The sequence below is a fragment of the Streptomyces sp. NPDC051364 genome (assembly GCF_040682115.1).
In the GTDB taxonomy this organism is placed as follows: Bacteria; Actinomycetota; Actinomycetes; order Streptomycetales; family Streptomycetaceae; genus Streptomyces.
The window spans coordinates 277,938-296,045 of the sequence record NZ_JBFBAH010000009.1 but is presented as its reverse complement, the minus strand read 5'-3'; the positions used below and the strand labels follow the sequence as shown (position 1 = coordinate 296,045).

Sequence of the window (18,108 nt, the reverse complement as noted above, 5' to 3'; positions counted from 1 at the left end):
CCGAGTCACATGAGCGTCACTCCCGACACCCCCATCACGCCCGTCCCCACGAGCGATCTGTACGACGAGCACGGCGAGGGCCTGGCCATCTGCACCACGCCGTTCCGCCAGTTCGGCGGGCGCCGGCTCTTCGCGGGCCCGGTGCGGACCGTCACCTGCCACGAGGACAACGCGCTGCTGCGCGAGCTGGTCAACTCCCCGGGCGAGGGCGCGGTCCTCGTCGTGGACGGCGGCGGATCCCTGCGCACGGCCCTCACCGGAGACCTCATCGCCGGAGCGGCGCAGCACAACGGCTGGGCGGGCCTGATCATCAACGGCGCGGTCCGCGACAGCGTGGCCCTGGGAGGACTCGACCTCGGCATCAAGGCACTGGGCACGGTCCCCCGCAAGAGCGGCAAGACGGGCGCGGGCACGGTGGACGAGCCGGTCACGATCGGCGAAGTCACCTTCCGCCCGGGGGACACGGTCCACGCGGACGACGACGGCACGGTCATCCTCCGCACCTCGTAAGCCGGCGCCGCCGTACGCGGGACCCAGGGGCGAGATTCGGCCAGGAGCGGGGCGGGAGCCCTGGTGTCCACCCGGTCGGGCGGGATTCACTGCGGGGCCATGAGACGACACAGGATCATGGGCCTGCTCGGCGCGCTCGCGCTCGCCGCGGGCACCCTGGCCGCCGCCGCGGGACCCGCGGCCGCGGCCGACACCACCGCGCGCGCGGGCGGGGCCCACCGCGCCACCGAAGCGGTCCCGGGTGACCCGGCGGTCCAGGCGGCCGGATCGGCCGCGCCCCGGCCCGGCGCCGGCGCCGAGCCGCCCCCCGAGTTCGGGACCGACTGGCACGACCCCCTCACCGCCGCCCCGCCCGTCGCCCGCCCCGCGACCCGGTCCTGCGAGGTGACCGTCGCCGAGGCACAGTTCCGCGACTACACGCCCTACCTGGGGAACTACACACCCCCGGCCGCATGCGGCAGCGGGGCCTGGGCCAAAGTCGTCCTGCGCCTCGATGGCAAGGTCAAGGGCCGCCAGTACGACCGCCTCGGCCACCTTTCCCTCGGCGGCGTCGAAATCCTGCGCACCTCCACCCCCGAGCCCTCGCCCGACGGCATCACCTGGTCCGTCGAGAAGGACGTCACCCGCTACCGCGACACCCTCAGCCGGCCGCAGCCCGTCGAGATGCTGATCGGCAACGTCGTCAACGACACCTACACCGGCGTCATCGACGTCAAGGTCACCCTCACCTTCTACGCCGCCGACCACGACCGGCACACGCCCGCCCCCGACACCCCCGACCGCGTCCTCCCGCTCACCACCCCCTCCGTCACCACCCCGCGCAACACCGAGCGGCTCCTCGCCGAGGTGTACGCCACCGGCTCCGGCGGCGGCTGTGAGGAGTACTGGTACATGACCACCCCCGACGCCGCCCCGTACTCCTGCAAGGCCGCAGACGGCCCGTACCGCGAGGTCCGGATCTCCGTCGACGGGCAGCTCGCCGGCATCGCGGCCCCCTTCCCGACCGTGTGGACCGGCGGCTGGTCCAACCCGTTCCTGTGGTACGCGACCCCCGCGCCCCGCGCCTTCGACGTCCAGCCGGTCGTCTACGACCTCACCCCGTACGCCGCCCTCCTCAACGACGGCCGCCCGCACCGGATCGAGGTGTCCGTCGCCGGCGTCCCGGCCGGGCAGAGCGGCTGGAGCACCCCGACGAACCTCCTCCTGTGGCAGGACGAGGGCCGTACGGTCGTCACCGGCTCCCTCACCCGGCACGAGGAGGGCGAGCCGGCCAACTCCACCCGCTGGACGCCCGCCACGCCCGGTACGCCCGGTGCGCAGCACCGCCTCGACACCGAGGGCGGCCACCGCCTCACCGTCGCCGGCCGGCTCGACACCTCCCGCGGCCGGGTCACCACCACCGTCACCCGCGCCGTCCACAACACCTCCGTGCACCGCTGGACGGACGGCGAGAACCAGGACGCCCTGACCGCCACCTGGACCGACGAGGAGAGCGTCACCCGCGGGCCCACCACCGTCCGCACCACACGCACGTACACGATGGACGGCGAGACCACCCTCGGCTCCGGCGACCGGCTGCGCACCGTCATCGCACTCGGCGACCGCGCCGAGACGACCACCCTGCGCGGCGGCCGGACCGTGGACCGGACCCGGCTCGACGACCGGTACACGGGCGACGCCTCCTACACGGCGAACGTCCCGCGCGAGCAGCGGCACGCGGTCGGCACCAGCTCCGAGCGCTACCAGCTGTACGGGCCGGAGGCCGGGCACGGCTGCTACGACCGCACGCTGGTCACCGTCCAGGGCACGGTGACGGTGGACCGCCGACGCTGCTGACACCGGCGGCGCCTACGATGACCGGCCATGGACATGAGTGAGGCCGGCAGACAGCTGGTCGACGGCCGCTTCGAACTGATCGCGCCCCTGGGCGCCGGTGGTATGGGCACGGTGTGGCGCGCCCGCGACATCGCACTGCACCGCGACGTCGCCCTCAAAGAGGTGCGCCCGCCGGACCCGGCGACCGCCGCCGCCCAGCCCGGACTCACCGTCCAGCTGCGCGAACGCGCCATCCGCGAGGCACGGGCGCTCGCCCGGCTCGCGCACCCGCACGTGGTGACGATCCACCACATCGTCGAGCCCGCGGCCGGCACGGACGGGCACCCGTGGATCGTGATGGAGCTGGTCAAGGGCGGCTCCCTGCACGACAAGCTTGAGTCGGGGCCGATGCCGGTCGCCGACGTGCTGCGGATCGGCCTCGACGTGCTGTCCGCGCTGCGGGCCGCACACGCCGAGGGGGTGCTCCACCGCGATGTGAAGCCGGCCAACGTGCTGCTGCGCCCCGACGGCTCGGCCGTGCTGACCGACTTCGGCATCGCCGCCCTGCACGGCTCGACCGCCCTCACCTCCACCGGCGTGCTGATCGGGTCGCCGGAGTACATCGCCCCGGAGCGGGCACGCGGCGAGGAAGGCCTGGCGGCCTCCGACCTGTGGTCGCTCGGCATGCTGCTCTACGTGGCCGCGGAGGGGGCCCATCCGCTGCGCCGGGCCACCACCCTGGCCACCGTCGTCGCCGTGCTCGACGAGCCGATCCCGGCTCCGGTGCGCTCCGGCCCGCTGGGGCCCGTACTGGAACGGCTGCTCGTACGGGACCTGTCCGTACGGCCCGACGCGGCGCAGCTGGAACAACTGCTCCGGGATGCGAGCACTGCTCTCGGCGGCGGTGCCTCGCCGGTCGCGTCGCCGACGGTCCTGGGCCAGTACGGGCCGCCGACCCCGCAGCCGGGGATCGGCCTCGGCCTCGGCCAGACCCGGCCCGCGCAGCCGCAGCCCTACGCGCCGGCGGCGCCGTTCACCCCCGGGGGCGGGTCTCCGTACTCGGTCACCGCGCCCGTCCCGGCGCCACACGCCCCGCGCCGCCGCCCGGTGCTGCTCGGCGGCCTCCTCGCGCTGGTCCTGGCAGGCGGCGTCATCGGGCTCGTCAAGTGGATGCCCGACGGCGAAGGCGGCAGCGGCGCCGCGAAGGGAGGTGACACCGTTGCCAGTACGGGCCCCTCCACCGCCTCCAGCCCCAGGCCGAGCCTCCCCAAGTCGGTCGGCAGCCCGGTCGCCGCCCCCAAGGGCAGCCTGCTCACCCCCGCCAACGTGCGCACCGCGCTCGAGGCCCTCAAGCAGAAGTCCGGCACGACCCAGTTCGTGGAGATGACGGTCTACGAGGAGTACGTGCTCGCCTCCATCCCCACCGGCCCCGGGGCCAAGACCTACGACCGCTACCAGTACCGCGACGGCGAGGCGAAGCGCACCGGACCCGGCGGCACCGTCAAGGCGGACGAGCCGCTGATCGACATGGCGGCCGTCAACTGGGACGCCCTGCCCGGCCTCCTCGACAAGGCCAAGCAGGAGCTCGGCGTGGCCAACCCGACCTCCCGCTACGTCATCGTCGAGCCCTGGCTCCTCGATCCGGCCTCCCTGTCCATGCGGCCCTACCTCAGCGACGAGTACGGGCAGGGCGGCTACGTCTACGCCGACACCCAGGGCAACGTGAAGAAGGTCTACCGCTCCTGACATCGTGTACCCGTACGCATGCCGCACCTGAGTACGGTCCTTCACGGTTCGAGGAGTACGACCACCATGCCCAGCTGGCGCACCACCCTGACGGCGGCCGGTATCTCGGCCCCCCGGCTGCGGGACGACTACACGAGCGTCGCCCGCCGGGTCCTGCGCCGCGAGCCGGCCCCGTACCTGACGCTGCGCCTGCTCGCAGCGCCGCCGCTGGTGCCCTGGCTGACGGCGGGGGTGGGCTTCATGAACCTGGTCGACGACGTGGCCGAGACCGGCACCCCGCAGGAACGATCCGCCGGTCTGGCCGCACTCACCGGGCAGGTGGAGGCGGCCCTGAAGACCGGCGACAGCCCCGACCCGCTGCTGCGTGCCTACGCGCACGCCGTCGCATCCCGCGGCCTGCCCGAACACTGGGTCTCCCGGTTCCTGGCGGGCGCCGCCACCGCCGAGGCCTCCTTCGACGGCTTCGAGACCGACGAGGACTTCCAGGCCTACCTCGACGCCTACGCCTGGCCCGGGGTGCTCGTGTTCACCGGACTCCAGTACCAGGGCGGCCCCGACGAGGAACAGGCCGCCGGATGGCGGCGGTTCGTCGACGCCGCCCAGCGGGTCGACTTCCTCGCCGACCTCGCCGGAGACCTCGCGGAGGGCCGGCTCTGCCTCCCGCGGGCCCGCCTCGCCGAGCACTCCGTCACCCGGGCCGACCTCGAACAGGCCCGCGACACCCCGGCCGTACGCGCGCTCCTCGCCGCCGAAACCCGGCTCGCCCGGACCGCCCTGGACGCCACCGACGGCATCCTCGACCTGGTCGAGCCGGGTCTGCGCCCGGTGATCGCCACCATGTCGGAGCTCATGGGGCACCAGTTGACCGCCGTGGAACGGGCCGGCGTCCGGGCCCTGCGCAAGGACGTCGGCTACGGTCTGGCGGCCCCCGTCCGCACCCTGATCCGCGCCCGCGCCCGCGCCCGGCGGGCCCCAGCGTGATCGTCATGTCTTCGCCGTCCCTCCCGCCAGAGGTCCTCCGTTCAGCCCGCGCCTACAGGGAGTTGACCGACCAGGCCGCACCCGGCCTCGTCGAGGGGCTGTACCTGGTCGGTTCACCCACCTACGGGGACTACCGTCCGGGACGCAGCGACATCGACTTCGTCGCAGTGCTGAGTGAGCGGCCCGCCGATCACCTCGTACGGCGTCTCGGCGACGCCCTCGCCGAACTCGGCCGCCGCCACCCGCGCCCGTACTTCGACGGACTCCACGTCACCCGCGCCGATCTGGCCGGCCCGCCGGCCGACTGTCCGGACGTGCCGTGCATCGGGGAATGGGAGTTCCAGCCCTCCGGCCGCTCTGCCGTCAATCCCGTGACCTGGCACGAACTGGCTCGTGGTGCGATCACCCTGAGCGGTCCCCGACCGGGGCCGGGCGATGTGTGGACCGATGAGACGGCGCTGCGCGCCTACTCCCACGCCAACCTCGCCGACTACTGGAGGCCGGCGGTCGAGAAACTGCGTGCCGGTGAGGGGACCGTCGCGACCGGGCCGACGGAGCGGGCGGAGCTGATGACCGAGTGGTTCGTGCTCGGTGTCGCCCGGCTGCACCATCTGCTGGCCACGGGCCGCCTCACGTCCAAGAGCGGCGCCGGCCGATACGCCCTGGGTGCCTTCGGCACGGCTTGGCATCCGATCGTGACCGAGGCTCTCCGCATCCGGAACGGGGCCGGTACCCGCTCGCCCCGCTACGACGCCGACCCGGCCGCGCGGGTGCGTGACACCATCGCGTTCGCCGGGACGGCCCTCGAAGCAGGTCTCCGGCTGGGCGCCTGAGCGGTCTCGGGGAAGTGGGGCACGTCCCCGCGCCGCCCGGCACGGCGCCTCGCCGCGTTGTCGCAGCACCCTGGTACGTCCAGTACAAGCGTGCCGCTCCGCCTTGCGATGCACCGCACCGGACGACGCGGAAACGCGCCCCACTTCACCGAGGCCGCTTAGCGGTCGGGACATTTGTACTGGTGGGGTCCGTACATGCGGATCTGCCGGGAGGCCTGCCCCGATCCCTAGCGTGGTGGTCATGACGCAGACGACGCAGACCGCCCGGACGACGCAGACCGCGAAGCCGCCGAACGACGAGCCCGCCATCCGGTTCCGGCACGCCGCCAGGTCCTTCGGCCCCGTCCACGCCGTCGCGGGCATCGACCTCGACGTCCGGCGCGGCGAGACGGTCGCCCTGCTCGGCCGCAACGGCGCCGGGAAGTCCACCGCCATCAGCCTGCTGCTCGGCCTGAACGAGCCCGACGCCGGCAGCGTACGGCTCTTCGGGCAGACCCCCGCGCAGGCCGTCCAGAGCGGCCGGGTGGGCGCGATGCTCCAGGAAGGGCGCGCCGTACCGCGGATCACCGTGCGCGAGCTCATCGGCTTCGTGGCCCGGACCTACCCGGCCCCCCTGCCCGTCGCCGAGGCGCTGGAGCTCGCCGGGCTCACCGACCTCGCCGGCCGCCGCATCGACCGGCTCTCCGGCGGCCAGGCCCAGCGCGTCCGGTTCGCCGTCGCCCTCGCCGGCAACCCGGAGCTGATCGTGCTCGACGAGCCGACCGCCGCCCTCGACGTGGAGGCCCGCCGCGCCTTCTGGGATTCCATGCGCGGCTATGCCCGGCGCGGCAACACCGTCCTGTTCTCCACGCACTACCTGGAGGAGGCCGACGCCCACGCCGACCGGATCGTGGTCCTCGACGGCGGCCGGATCGTCGCCGACGGCACGGGGGAGCAGCTGCGGCGCGCCGCCGGCGGGTCGCTGGTCTCCGTCGACCTGGCCGGGCGCCCCACCGAGGGCCTCGGCGAACTGCCCGGGGTGGTCTCCGTAGAGGTACGGGGAGACCGTGCGCGGCTGCGTACGGAGGACCCGGACACGACGGTCGTCGCCCTCGCCGGGCTCGGCGCCATCCGCGGGATCGAGGTCACCGCGCCCTCGCTCGACGACGCCTTCCTCGCCCTCACCGAGTCCCACACCCACACCCCCACGCACACCCACACCGCCGCCGGGAGCGCCCGATGATCACCGCCTACGTCCGCCTGGAAGTCCGCCGTACCCTGCGCGACACCGGCTTCGTCGTGTTCGGCATCGGCATGCCGGTGCTGATGTACCTGCTCTTCACGAACCTCGGCACCGACGCCGGCGCCGGCGAGTGGAAGACGGCCTCCATGGTGGCCATGGCCGCCTACGGGGCCCTGGGCGCAGCCCTGTCGACCGGGAACGGCGTCGCCGAGGACAAGGGCATCGGCTGGCTGCGCCAGCTGCGGGTCACCCCGATGACCCCGCGCCAGGTGGTGGCCGGCCGGGCCCTGACCGGCTCGGTGATCGTGCTGCCGGCCATCGCGGCCGTGCTCGCGGCCGGGGCGTTCGTCAACGGAGTCCGGCTCGAGGCCTGGCAGTGGGCCGCCGTAGCCCTCGTCCTGTGGCTCGGCGCGCTCCCGTTCACCCTGCTCGGCATCGGCAATGGCTACCGGCTCACCGCCCAGAGCACCGGGGTGGTCAACGTCGGGTGCAGTCTCGCCCTTTCCGTCGTCGGCGGTCTCTGGTTCCCGGTCGAGCTGTTCCCGGACTGGCTGCGCTCCCTCTCCGGCTTCACCCCCACGCGCCGCTTCGCCGAGATCGGCCAGTCCCTCGCCGCCGGCGCAGCCCCCGGCCTGAGCGCGGTCGCCGTACTCGCGGCATGGGCCCTGCTGTTCGGCTCGTACGCGGTGCTCTCGTACCGTCGGTCCGCGAGGACGGTGTAACGCATGAAGCAGGGAACGGGAATGAAGATGCACGGCAGACGGGGGACCGAGGGGGACCGGAAGGCCGACTGGGCGGCCCGCAAGGCCGAATGGCGGGCGCGGGAGAAGAGGCGCAAGGCGTGCGGGGAGGCACCCGGCCACGGCGGCGGCCCGATGGGCCCGCCCAATGCCTTCGCGCTGCTGCCGTGGCTGCTGCTGGGCATGGGCGCCATCTCCAACGTGATCAAGGGGGAGACCCCCAACCCCTGGATCGGCGCCCTCGGCCTGCTGCTCTTCAACTCCTTGTACGTCACCCTGGTGTTCCGCGCCTTCGACAGGCGGGCACGGGAGGCCGCCAGTACCCGCTGGTGTCTCGCCGCCCTCGGCGCGGTCACCTGCGGCCTCGCCCTCGCCTACGGAGGGAACTGGCTGCTGTTCTTCCCGCTGTGGGGCCTGGCCACCGGCGCGGTGGTCCGGGGCCGCAAACTCGGCCCGGTGTTGTTCGTCGTCACCGCCCTCGCCGGGGCGATCGCGGGACTGGGCGGGGGCTGGGACGCCCTCGGCATCGCCTACGGGACGCTCGTGTCCGGCATGGTCACCGCGGCCATCCTCGCCCTGTCCGAGACGGTCAAGGAACTGCGCGAGACACGGCAGGAGCTGGCCCGGGCCGCCGTGGACCAGGAACGGCTGCGCTTCTCCCGCGATCTGCACGACCTGCTCGGCCACACCCTCTCCGTGATCGTCGTGAAATCGGAGGCGGCCCGCCGGATCGCCCCCCGCGACATGGACGCGGCCCTCGCCCAGGTCGCCGACATCGAGTCCGTCGGGCGCCAGGCGCTCACCGAGATCCGCGAGGCCGTCACCGGCTACCGCGAGGCCAGCCTCGCGGCCGAACTCGACCGGGCCCGCGGCGCGCTGACCGCCGCCGGGATCGAGCCCGTCGTACGGCAGTCCGGGCCCCCGCTGCCCCCGCAGGCGGCGGCCCTGCTCGGCTGGGTGGTCCGCGAGGCCGCCACCAACGCGATCCGGCACAGCGGCGCGACCACCTGCGAGATCGAGGTACGGAGCTCCGTGGAACGGGTCAGCCTGGTGATCACCGACAACGGAAACGGCGTAGGCTCGACCCCGCCGGGCAGCGGTCTGACCGGCCTGACCGAACGACTCGCCGCGGCGGGTGGCACCCTCGTCGGCGGCCCGGCCCCGGGCCCGGGCCGCGGCTTCCGGGTCACCGCCGAACTTCCGGTGGAGCAGGCCGGACCGGAAGGCGGGGGGAGCGCAGAGCACCCGGAGATTCCGGAGAACGAGGAGAGTCGATGATCAAGGTCCTGCTCGCGGAGGACCAGGGCATGATGCGCGGAGCGCTGGCCCTGCTGCTCGGCCTGGAGGAGGACATCGAGGTCGTGGCGCAGGTCGGCGCCGGGGACGAGATCGTGCCCGCTGCGATCGCGGCGCGGCCGGACGTGGCCCTGCTCGACATCGAACTCCCGGGGCTCAGCGGGCTCGATGCCGCCGCCGAGCTGCGCACGCGCTGCCCCGACTGCCGGGTGCTGATCCTGACCACCTTCGGGCGCCCCGGCTATCTGCGCCGGGCGATGGAGGCGGGGGCCGCCGGGTTCCTGGTCAAGGACGGGCCGGTGGAGGAACTGGCCGCCGCGGTACGCCGGGTGCTGGCCGGGGAGACCGTGATCGACCCCTCGCTCGCGGCCGCCGCGCTCAGCGCCGGCCCGAATCCGCTGACCGCGCGCGAGGTCGACGTACTGAACGCCGCGGTCGACGGGGCCACCGTGGCCGACATCGCGGCCCGGGTCCACCTGTCCGAGTCGACGGTACGGAACTACCTGTCCTCGGCCATCGGCAAGACCGGCACCCGCAACCGCATGGAGGCCGTCCGTGCGGCCCGCCGCCAGGGCTGGCTCTGACGGCGCGGACGGGGTGGGGGAACTACGGGGACGTACGCGGTCGTACGGGGACGTACGGGGGAGGCGCGGAGGATGCGGGGGCCGCGGGGTTCTCGAGCGGGGCGGCCCCTGCCCTGCTGCCGGGTCAGTACGGGCCGTTGACGTTGTCGATCGAGCCGTAGCGGGCTGCCGCGTAGTTGCAGGCGGCCGTGATGTTGGCGACCGGGTCGTACGAGTCCGTGGACGTGCCGGGCACGTGGTAGGCCCGGAAAGTCGGGTCGATGACCTGGAGCAGGCCCTTGGAGGGGATGCCGGCCGCGGCGTTGGAGTCCCAGTTGTTGATGGCCAGCGGGTTGCCGGAGGACTCGCGCATCACGTTGCGGTGAATTCCGTTGTAGCTGCCCGGGATTCCGTGCTGGGCCATGATGTCCAGCGACTGCCGGATCCAGCCGTCGAGGTTGTTCGCGTACGTGGTGCCGGTCTTGGCCGCAGCGGTCGTCGCCTGCGTCGCGGTCGCCTTGGCGACTGCCGCCTTCGCCGCCGCACCGATGCTCAGTTTGAGCCCGGGACGAATGATCGAGGGGTTGGTGCCGATGGCGTTCCGGTTGGCCTCGTAGAGGGCCTGCCAGCCGCCGCTCACCGAATGCTCGACGGCGATCTTCGAAAGGGTGTCGCCTACGGTCACCGAATAGGTCAGGGGAGCGGCCGCCTTTTCCACCGCCGGCTTGACGGCGGGCAGCGTGGCGGTCGTCGCGGCGGGCGCCGAGGCCGGCTGCGTCACGGCCGCCCCGGCCGTGGTCGCGCCGATCAGCGGCAGGGCGAGGGCGGCGCCGCCGGTGCCGGCGAAGGCCAGCTTGCGGGCGATCGGGCGCTGCTTCGGCCGACGGTGCTTTCCGAGTCCGGGCATGGCGGAATTCCTCACGTGCGGGGTGCGGGGGATCCCTGGCGGCGACCGGTTTAGGAAGCTGCCCGCTGGGAACGACGTGACCGTAAGCGAGCCCGCCGGGCCGGAACAAGGCTTGAATTCCACCGGGTGATCGACTTCCCCGTACCGGGGTCGGAAATGACCTTGGGAGCGCCTTCCGGGAATGACGAAATTCCTTTCCGGGAAAAGGGAATAGTCGCCTCCGGATAAATGATGTTGTCCCTATTCGAGTGACTCACATCACGAGCCCCCGAAGTCCTTCGGGGAAACGGACAAGTCGCCCGCACTCATGCCTGATTCGGGCATCTCGCCCGTTGTTTGTGAATCGCCCACAGTGGGCCGTTCCCGGCATGCCCGTCATGGTCCCGAGGGGGGTGCTAGAGCTCCGCCAGCTCCGCCAGCCGCGCCAGCGCCGCCGACACCGCCTCCTCGCCCGCCGGCAGCAGGGGGAGCCGTACGTCGGGCGTGGGGATCCGGCCCCGGGCGTGGAGCACCGCCTTGACCACCGCCGGATTGGGCTCGGCGAAGAGCGCCGCCGACAGCCGGGCCAGGCCGTGGCCCAGGGCGCGCGCCCGCGGCACGTCGCCGGCCTGCCAGGCCGCCATCAGCTCCGCGTACCGGGCCGTCGCCAGGTGCGCCGAGGCCAGGATCCCGCCCGTCGCGCCCAGCGCCAGCAGCGGCGACAGGTACACGTCGTCGCCCGCCAGCACCGCGAACCCGTCCGGCAGCCCACCGAGCAGCACCACCGCGTCCTCGCCGATGCCGCCGCCGGCGTACTTCATCCCGGCGACCCCGGGCAGCTCCCCGAGCGCCCGCAGCGCGACCGCGTCCAGCGGCTGCCCGGTCCGGTACGGGATGTGGTAGACGACCAGCGGTACGGGGCTCACCTCGGCCAGTCGCGCGAAATGCGCCAGCACACCCGCCGCCGCGGGCCGCACGAACGACGGCACCGTCACCAGCGCCGCCCGCACCTCGGGCCACCTCGCCAGCCGGCCGAGGGCCGCCTCGGCGGCCCGGGTGCCGTCCGCCCCGGCGCCCACGGTCAGCATCGCGCCCCGCTCCCGGCAGACCCGGGCGCAGACGTCGGTGACGAGGTCGCGCTCCGCCTCGTCGAGAGCGGCGGGCTCGCCGGTGGTGCCGAGGGCGACGATCCCGGTGGCGCCCTCGTCGAGCACCGCGTGGGCGAGTGTCTCCAGGGCGTCGGCGGCGACGTCCCCGGCGCGGGTGAAGGGGGTGACGAGCGGTACGTGAATCCCGTGGAGGGAGAGGTCCTGTGCCATGCCCACGAGCTTCATCTGCCCGGAGCGTCAAATCCAGTTCGCGTTTCTTACCCGAAGCGTAAGCTGAGCCGATGCTCGACGTACGACGCCTGCGCCTGCTGCGCGAACTCGCCCGCCGCGGGACCATCGCCGCCGTGGCCGAAGCCCTCGCCTTCAGCCCTTCGGCGGTGTCCCAGCAACTCGGCGTCCTCGAACGCGAGGCGGGCCTGCCGCTGCTCGAGCGCACCGGCCGCCGGGTCCGGCTCACGCCCGCCGGGCAGAACCTGGTCCGGCACGCCGAGGCCGTCCTGGAGCGGCTCGAACAGGCCGACGCCGAACTCGCCGAGGCGCGCAGCGGCCTGGCCGGAGCCCTGCGCATCGGGGCCTTCCCCACCGCCATCCGGACCATCGTCCCGGCCGCCCTGGTCACACTGGCCCGGCGCCATCCGGGGCTGGAGCCGATGGTGTCGGAGACCGACCCGGCGGCGGTCGCGCACGCGCTGCGCGCCGGAGACCTGGACGTTGCCCTGATCCACGAGTACGACTTCGTCCCTGCCCAGAAGGAGCCGGGGCTCGCCACGGAACCGCTGTACCGGGAGGCGATGTACCTGGCCGCCCCGACGGGAACGACGGGGGGCGCCGCCACCGCCGAGCGGGGCCTCGGCCAGGATGCCGGCGAGGGCGCCGACCGGAGCCCCGACCGGATCCCCCGTCAGGGCCCCGACCAGGGTTCCGTGCTGCGGGCCCACGCCGACGCCCCCTGGATCACCGCCACCCCCGGCACCCTCTGCCGCGCCATGGCCCTGCGGGCCTGCCAGGCCGCCGGCTTCACGCCGCGGATCCGCCACCAGGTCGACGAGTTCCCCACCGTGCTCGCCCTGGTCGCGGCCGGCCAGGGCGTCGCGGTGGTCCCGCAGCTCGGCGTCATGGGGCCCGCCGACCCGGCCGTCTCGCTCACACGTCTCCTGATGGAGCGGCGCACCCAGGTCGCCTTCCGCAGCGGCGCAGCCGCCCACCCGGCCGTGGCCGCCTTCGGGGCGGCACTTCGCGCCGCCGTGCCAGCGGAACTCGCCACTCCGACTCCCGCGGCGTGACACAACTCCCCTCCGCCGCCGCGTCCGTGTACGTTCGTTGATCCAGACAGATCCGATCAGAGCGGGGTACGACGTGACGCATCGTGTACGAGGGGTCATCGCCCGGAGCAAGGGCGCACCGGTGGAGACGACGACGATCCTCGTGCCCGATCCCGGGCCCGGCGAGGCCCTGGTCAAGGTGCAGGCCTGCGGGGTCTGCCACACCGACCTCCACTACCGCGAGGGCGGCATCAACGACGAGTTCCCGTTCCTGCTCGGCCACGAGGCCGCCGGGATCGTCGAATCCGTCGGCCCGGACGTCACCTCCGTCGCGCCCGGCGACTTCGTGATCCTCAACTGGCGTGCGGTCTGCGGCACCTGCCGAGCCTGCAAGCGCGGCCGCCCCTGGTACTGCTTCAACACGCACAACGCCACGCAGCCCATGACCCTCGAGGACGGCACGCCGCTCTCCCCGGCGCTCGGCATCGGCGCGTTCGCCGAGAAGACCCTGGTCGCGGCCGGTCAGTGCACCAAGGTCGACCCGGCCGCCGCGCCGGCCGCCGCCGGACTCCTCGGCTGCGGGGTGATGGCCGGCCTCGGAGCCGCCCTGAACACCGGCAACGTCGGACGGGGCGACTCCGTCGCCGTCATCGGCTGCGGGGGAGTGGGCAACGCGGCCGTCGCCGGCGCCCGCCTCGCCGGCGCGGGCCGGATCATCGCCGTCGACCTCGACGACCGGAAGCTGGAGTGGGCGCGGGGCCTCGGCGCCACCCACACCGTCAACGGCGGTACGGAGGACGTGGTCAAGGCCATCCAGGGGCTCACCGGCGGAAACGGCGCCGACGTCGTCATCGACGCCGTGGGCCGCCCCGAGACCTACCAGCAGGCCTTCTACGCCCGAGACCTGGCCGGCACCGTGGTCCTGGTCGGCGTGCCGACGCCGCAGATGAAGCTCGAACTCCCGCTCCTCGACGTCTTCGGCCGCGGCGGGGCCCTCAAGTCCTCCTGGTACGGGGACTGCCTGCCCGAGCGCGACTTCCCCCTCCTCATCGACCTCTACCTCCAGGGCCGCCTCGACCTCGACGCCTTCGTGTCCGAGACCATCCCCCTGGACGCAGTGGAAGACGCCTTCACCCGCATGCACCGCGGGGAGGTCCTGCGCTCGGTCGTCGAGTTCTAGGGCTCCGCCCGGCCCCCGGCTGACGTACGTGCAGGTGGGGGCCGGGGGCGGGCGGCGGGCCCGTACTACACTCGGCCGGGCCGCCAGACCCGTGACCCGGTCGCGATCCGCCCGGGCAGCCGCACACCCAGGGGCCGTTCGTGACCATCGACCGCAGCTACCGCCAGCCCGGTGTCGTCCTCACCGACCACCGCTTCACCGTGCCGCTCGACCACACCCGCCCGGACGGCGAGCACATCGAGCTGTACGCCCGCGAGGCCGTCGCCACCGGCAAGGACCCCGAGACCCTGCCCTGGCTGCTCTACCTGGAGGGCGGCCCCGGCTTCGGCGCCCGCCGCTTCGTCGGCCGCCAGGCCTGGCTGGATCGAGCCCTCACCGAGTACCGCGTCCTCCTGCTCGACCAGCGCGGCACCGGCCGCTCCACACCTGTCAACCGGCAGACCCTGCCCCTGCGCGGCACCCCCGAGCAGCAGGCGGAGTACCTCGCCCACTTCCGCGCCGACTCCATCGTGCGCGACGCCGAGGCCGTTCGCCCCGGCCTGACCGGCGGCGGCGCACCCTGGACCGTGCTCGGGCAGAGCTTCGGCGGCTTCTGCACCACCCACTACCTCTCCACCGCGCCCGAGGGCCTGACCGCCGCCCTGATCACCGGCGGCCTCCCGTCCCTGACCGCCACCGCCGACGAGGTGTACGAAGCCGCGTACCCCCGCATCGAGCGGAAGAACCTGGCCCACTACGCCCGCTACCCGATGGACGTCGAGCGCGCCCGCCGCATCGCCGCCCACCTCGTGGAGCGGCCGGCCGAACTCCCCGGCGGCTACCGCCTCACCGCCGCGGCCTTCCAGTCCCTCGGCATCCTGCTCGGCACCGGCGACGGCAGCCACCAGCTGCACTACCTCCTCGAGGACGCCTTCGTCCCGACCCCGGCGGGCCCCGCCCTCTCCGACGCCTTCCTGGAGGGCGTCCGCGGGCTGCTTTCCTTCGCCGCGCACCCCCTCTACGCCCTGCTCCACGAGCCGATCTACGCCCAGGACCCGGCCGTGCCGACCGCCTGGGCCGCCGAACGGGTCCGCGCGGGCCACCCCGGCTTCGACGCCGAGAAGACCCTCGCGGGCGACGGGCCCCTGCTCTTCACCGGCGAGACCATCCACCCCTGGCACTTCACCGCCGACCCCGCGCTGGCCCCGCTCCGCGAGACGGCCGAGCTGCTGGCCGCCCGTACCGGCTGGCAGCCCCTGTACGACCCGGCCCGACTCGCCGCCAACGAGGTGCCGGTGGCCGCCGCGGTCTACCACGACGACATGTACGTGGACACCGCGCACTCCCTGCAGACCGCCCGGGCGATCCGGGGCCTGCGCACCTGGGTGACGGACGAGTTCGAGCACGACGGCGTACGCGCCGGCGGCCCCCGTGTCCTGGACCGCCTGCTGGCCCTCGTACGCGACGAGGTCTAGAACACTGCTTCCGGTGCGCGGGGTGCGTCTATTGTGCGACGCATGACCGAACAACTGGATCAGCCCGCGCCCCTGGAGCCCATGCCCACCGACTGGCAGCGCGCCCTCGCGGTGGTCGCCCACCCCGACGATCTGGAGTACGGCGGCGCCGCGGCGATCGCCGACTGGACGGACGGCGGCCGCGAGGTCGTCTACCTCCTGGCCACGCGCGGCGAGGCCGGCATCGACACGATCCCGCCCGAGGAGTGCGCCCCGCTGCGCGAGGCCGAGCAGCGCGCGAGCGCCGCCGTCGTCGGGGTCTCCACCGTGGAGTTCCTCGACTACCGCGACGGCATCGTCGAGTACGGCCTCGACCTGCGCCGGGACATCGCGGCCGCCATCCGCCGGCACCGCCCCGAACTGCTCATCACCCTCAACCACCGCGACACCTGGGGCGGCCAGGGCGGCGGGGGCTACTGGAACACCCCCGACCACAAGGCCGTCGGCCGGGCCACCCTGGACGCCGCCGCCGACGCGGGCAACCGGTGGATCTTCCCGGAGCTCCTCTCCGAGCAGGGCCTGGAGCCCTGGAACGGGGTGCGCTGGGTCGCGGTCGCCGGGTCCTCGACGCCGACGCACGCGGCGGACGCCGGCCCCGGCCTGGAACGCTCCATCAAGTCGCTGATGGAGCACAAGGCGTACATCGAGGTGCTCACCGACCAGGACCCCGAGGAGTACTGCCGGAACTTCCTCACCGGCTTCGCCCAGCAGGCGTCGGTGCGCTTCGGCGGCCGCCCGGCGGTGACGTTCGAGGTCTTCTCGCGCTGAGCCCCGGGCCCCTAAACTGACGCCCCATCAGTTATCGGCGGAGGCGGGTGGGCTCGGTGATCGACACCATGGGCAACGACATCGCGGAGGGCGAGGAGCGCATCCGTCTGGAGGTCGCGGACGGGATCGCGGTCCTCACCCTCTGCCGCCCCGACCGGCTCAACGGCTGGAGCTGGGAGTCCACCCGCCAGCTGGGCCTGCTCGCGGACCGGATCCGGTTCGATCCGGACGTACGGGTGGTCCTGCTGCGCGCCGAGGGCCGGGCCTTCTGCGCGGGCATCGACGTGACCGCCCCCGGCGGCGACATCACGGGCGCGACGGCCGCCGAGCGGACCCGCAACTACTACGAGGGCATCCGCTGGGTCCATGAGCGCTTCGCCGTGCTGTCGCGGCTCCCGCAGCCGGTGGTGGCCGCCGTACAGGGCTACTGCCTCGGCTTCGGCTTCGAACTGGCCCTGATGGCCGACCTCCGCGTCGCCGCTGAGGACGCCGTCTTCGCCCTGCCGGAGGCACAGCTCGGCGTCGCGGTGGACGCGGGCGGCGATCTGCGGATCGCCCGCGAGGCGGGCGCCGGCTGGGCCAAGTTCCTGGCGCTGACCGGCCGCCGCATCGACGCCGCGACGGCGCACCGCCTGAACCTGGTCCAACTGCTCGTCCCCCCGGCCGAGCTGGACACCGCGGCCCGCGCGCTGGCGGCCGAGATCGCGGCCAACGCCCCGCTCGCCGTCCAGGGCATCAAGCGCGCGATCGACGCCTACGCGGACGCCGACCTCGCCCCGGCCCTCGATCGCGTCGCGATGACCGCGGCCCTCACCCTCACTTCCGAGGACTGCCGCGAGGGCTACACGGCCAAGGCGGCCCGCCGCCCGCCGCACTTCAGTGGAGGCTGAACACGGGCCGGGTCGAGAACTCCTCGAACATCCCCTCGCCATCCGGTCCGTACGCGAACTCGGCCATGGACGGGTTGCGGTTGGCAGTGGCCAGCGGCAGCCACGCGAGCAGGTCGCCGTATCCGCCGCAGACGGCCTCGCCGCCGTCACCGCCGTGCACCGCGGTCGGGTCGCTGCTCAGCTCCGTGCCGTAGCTGTCGTACGCGATGTGCAGCCCGAAGGCGTTCGGTTCGTGCCGCAGGCCGCCGCCACCGTACGAGGGCTCGTCCAGGGGGCACTCGTTCCCCCACCGGAACAGGGTGCCCGCCCCGGCCCCGCAGGCGTGCTCCCACTCGTCGGCGCTCGGCATCCGCAGCCCGCGCGCCGCGAGTACGTCCGGCATCGCGTCCGGGCGCTCGCTCAGCGTTTCGTCCTCCACGGCCATGAGCACGGTGGCCACTGTCGCGGAACGGACCGGGCTGAGCACCTCGCCGAGATAGGGCTTCAGGTCGAGCTCGTACCCGTACCCCTCGTCCGCGCTCTCCGTGAAGTCGGCGCTCTGCGCGGGCGTCGGCACCCAGGCGTCCAGATCGAACCCCAGCCGCACCGGTCCGCCGGGTATGAGGGCGAACTCCTGCCCCTGGCGCTCGATGCGGACGCGGTGCAGCGGCCCGCCCAGGTGCTCGACGGTGTCGAGCAGCACCACCCGGCCGCCCGCCTGTGCGGCGGCCTCGTGGGCGATGCGCCCGGCGGCGGCCGGGTCGAGCGAACGCCAGTGGTCAAGGGTCAGATCGGCGAGAGACATGACCGGATCCTCGCACCGGCCACTGACAAC

The 18,108-nt window shown here is 73.6% G+C and carries 16 protein-coding genes and 1 pseudogene; 14 read left to right on the top strand and 3 right to left on the bottom strand.

The features are described 5' to 3' along the window. Positions 1–9: 9 nt before the first annotated feature. From rraA to AB0M76_RS21590, 9 genes and pseudogenes are all read left to right on the top strand, one after another. Positions 10–510, top strand: a complete 501-nt coding sequence (gene rraA / locus AB0M76_RS21630) for a ribonuclease E activity regulator RraA (protein ID WP_365954390.1) — start codon at positions 10–12, stop codon at positions 508–510. A 294-nt stretch (positions 511–804) separates the two neighbouring features. Next, positions 805–2,346 (top strand): annotated as a pseudogene (locus tag AB0M76_RS21625) (peptide-N4-asparagine amidase); the annotation flags it as partial. Between the two features lie 27 nt (positions 2,347–2,373). Continuing rightward, positions 2,374–4,071, top strand: coding sequence for a protein kinase (locus AB0M76_RS21620; RefSeq protein ID WP_365954389.1), 1,698 nt, complete (start codon positions 2,374–2,376; stop codon positions 4,069–4,071). Positions 4,072–4,137: 66 nt separating this feature from the next. After that, complete coding sequence (locus AB0M76_RS21615; RefSeq protein WP_365954388.1) at positions 4,138–5,052, top strand: squalene/phytoene synthase family protein; 915 nt, start codon at positions 4,138–4,140, stop codon at positions 5,050–5,052. Between the two features lie 62 nt (positions 5,053–5,114). Beyond that, the gene (locus AB0M76_RS21610) at positions 5,115–5,885 is read left to right on the top strand and encodes an aminoglycoside adenylyltransferase domain-containing protein (RefSeq protein ID WP_365954387.1); all 771 of its coding nucleotides are present in this window, start codon (positions 5,115–5,117) and stop codon (positions 5,883–5,885) included. 307 nt (positions 5,886–6,192) lie between these two features. After that, positions 6,193–7,107, top strand: coding sequence for an ABC transporter ATP-binding protein (locus AB0M76_RS21605; protein ID WP_365954435.1), 915 nt, complete (start codon positions 6,193–6,195; stop codon positions 7,105–7,107). After that, positions 7,107–7,829, top strand: a complete 723-nt coding sequence (locus AB0M76_RS21600) for an ABC transporter permease (RefSeq protein ID WP_365954434.1) — start codon at positions 7,107–7,109, stop codon at positions 7,827–7,829. The genes AB0M76_RS21605 and AB0M76_RS21600 overlap by 1 nt, the downstream gene beginning before the upstream one ends. A 153-nt stretch (positions 7,830–7,982) precedes the next feature. After that, positions 7,983–9,125: a histidine kinase gene (locus AB0M76_RS21595; RefSeq protein ID WP_365954433.1), complete on the top strand. Its 1,143-nt coding sequence runs from the start codon at positions 7,983–7,985 to the stop codon at positions 9,123–9,125. After that, positions 9,122–9,727: a response regulator transcription factor gene (locus AB0M76_RS21590; RefSeq protein ID WP_365954386.1), complete on the top strand. Its 606-nt coding sequence runs from the start codon at positions 9,122–9,124 to the stop codon at positions 9,725–9,727. Before AB0M76_RS21595 ends, AB0M76_RS21590 begins: the two co-directional genes overlap by 4 nt. 124 nt (positions 9,728–9,851) lie before the next feature. Here AB0M76_RS21590 and AB0M76_RS21585 read toward each other — a convergent pair whose 3' ends face one another. Then, positions 9,852–10,613 carry a transglycosylase SLT domain-containing protein gene (locus tag AB0M76_RS21585; RefSeq protein ID WP_365954385.1) on the bottom strand — a complete coding sequence of 254 codons (762 nt, stop codon included), beginning with the start codon at positions 10,611–10,613 and terminating at the stop codon, positions 9,852–9,854. A gap of 395 nt (positions 10,614–11,008) precedes the next feature. Next, on the bottom strand, positions 11,009–11,911 hold the full coding sequence (locus tag AB0M76_RS21580) for a dihydrodipicolinate synthase family protein (RefSeq protein WP_365954384.1): 903 nt from the start codon (positions 11,909–11,911) through the stop codon (positions 11,009–11,011). Positions 11,912–11,982: 71 nt separating this feature from the next. On the opposite strand from AB0M76_RS21580, the gene AB0M76_RS21575 reads away from it, so the two are divergent. From AB0M76_RS21575 to AB0M76_RS21555, 5 genes are all read left to right on the top strand, one after another. Further along, complete coding sequence (locus AB0M76_RS21575; protein WP_365954383.1) at positions 11,983–12,984, top strand: LysR substrate-binding domain-containing protein; 1,002 nt, start codon at positions 11,983–11,985, stop codon at positions 12,982–12,984. Between the two features lie 73 nt (positions 12,985–13,057). Further along, complete coding sequence (locus AB0M76_RS21570; RefSeq protein ID WP_365954382.1) at positions 13,058–14,143, top strand: S-(hydroxymethyl)mycothiol dehydrogenase; 1,086 nt, start codon at positions 13,058–13,060, stop codon at positions 14,141–14,143. A 146-nt stretch (positions 14,144–14,289) separates the two neighbouring features. Next, complete coding sequence (locus AB0M76_RS21565; RefSeq protein WP_365954431.1) at positions 14,290–15,597, top strand: alpha/beta fold hydrolase; 1,308 nt, start codon at positions 14,290–14,292, stop codon at positions 15,595–15,597. Between the two features lie 42 nt (positions 15,598–15,639). Continuing rightward, positions 15,640–16,404 (top strand): PIG-L family deacetylase, encoded by a 765-nt coding sequence (locus AB0M76_RS21560; protein ID WP_053789870.1) that lies wholly within the window; start codon positions 15,640–15,642, stop codon positions 16,402–16,404. Positions 16,405–16,460: 56 nt separating this feature from the next. Further along, the gene (locus AB0M76_RS21555; protein ID WP_365954381.1) at positions 16,461–17,294 is read left to right on the top strand and encodes an enoyl-CoA hydratase/isomerase family protein; all 834 of its coding nucleotides are present in this window, start codon (positions 16,461–16,463) and stop codon (positions 17,292–17,294) included. Here AB0M76_RS21555 and AB0M76_RS21550 read toward each other — a convergent pair. Beyond that, a complete protein-coding gene (locus tag AB0M76_RS21550) occupies positions 17,281–18,078 on the bottom strand; it encodes a hypothetical protein (protein ID WP_365954380.1) in 798 nt (265 codons plus the stop codon). The two genes, AB0M76_RS21555 and AB0M76_RS21550, sit on opposite strands and share 14 nt — an antisense overlap. Positions 18,079–18,108 lie beyond the last annotated feature (30 nt).

Coding starts and splice junctions, on each gene's coding strand:
- rraA (WP_365954390.1), top strand. CDS start 10: ATGAGCGTCACTCCCGACACCCCCATCACGCCCGTCCCCACGAGCGAT.
- AB0M76_RS21620 (WP_365954389.1), top strand. CDS start 2,374: ATGGACATGAGTGAGGCCGGCAGACAGCTGGTCGACGGCCGCTTCGAA.
- AB0M76_RS21615 (WP_365954388.1), top strand. CDS start 4,138: ATGCCCAGCTGGCGCACCACCCTGACGGCGGCCGGTATCTCGGCCCCC.
- AB0M76_RS21595 (WP_365954433.1), top strand. CDS start 7,983: ATGGGCCCGCCCAATGCCTTCGCGCTGCTGCCGTGGCTGCTGCTGGGC.
- AB0M76_RS21590 (WP_365954386.1), top strand. CDS start 9,122: ATGATCAAGGTCCTGCTCGCGGAGGACCAGGGCATGATGCGCGGAGCG.
- AB0M76_RS21585 (WP_365954385.1), bottom strand. CDS start 10,613: ATGCCCGGACTCGGAAAGCACCGTCGGCCGAAGCAGCGCCCGATCGCC.
- AB0M76_RS21580 (WP_365954384.1), bottom strand. CDS start 11,911: ATGGCACAGGACCTCTCCCTCCACGGGATTCACGTACCGCTCGTCACC.
- AB0M76_RS21575 (WP_365954383.1), top strand. CDS start 11,983: ATGCTCGACGTACGACGCCTGCGCCTGCTGCGCGAACTCGCCCGCCGC.
- AB0M76_RS21560 (WP_053789870.1), top strand. CDS start 15,640: ATGACCGAACAACTGGATCAGCCCGCGCCCCTGGAGCCCATGCCCACC.
- AB0M76_RS21550 (WP_365954380.1), bottom strand. CDS start 18,078: ATGTCTCTCGCCGATCTGACCCTTGACCACTGGCGTTCGCTCGACCCG.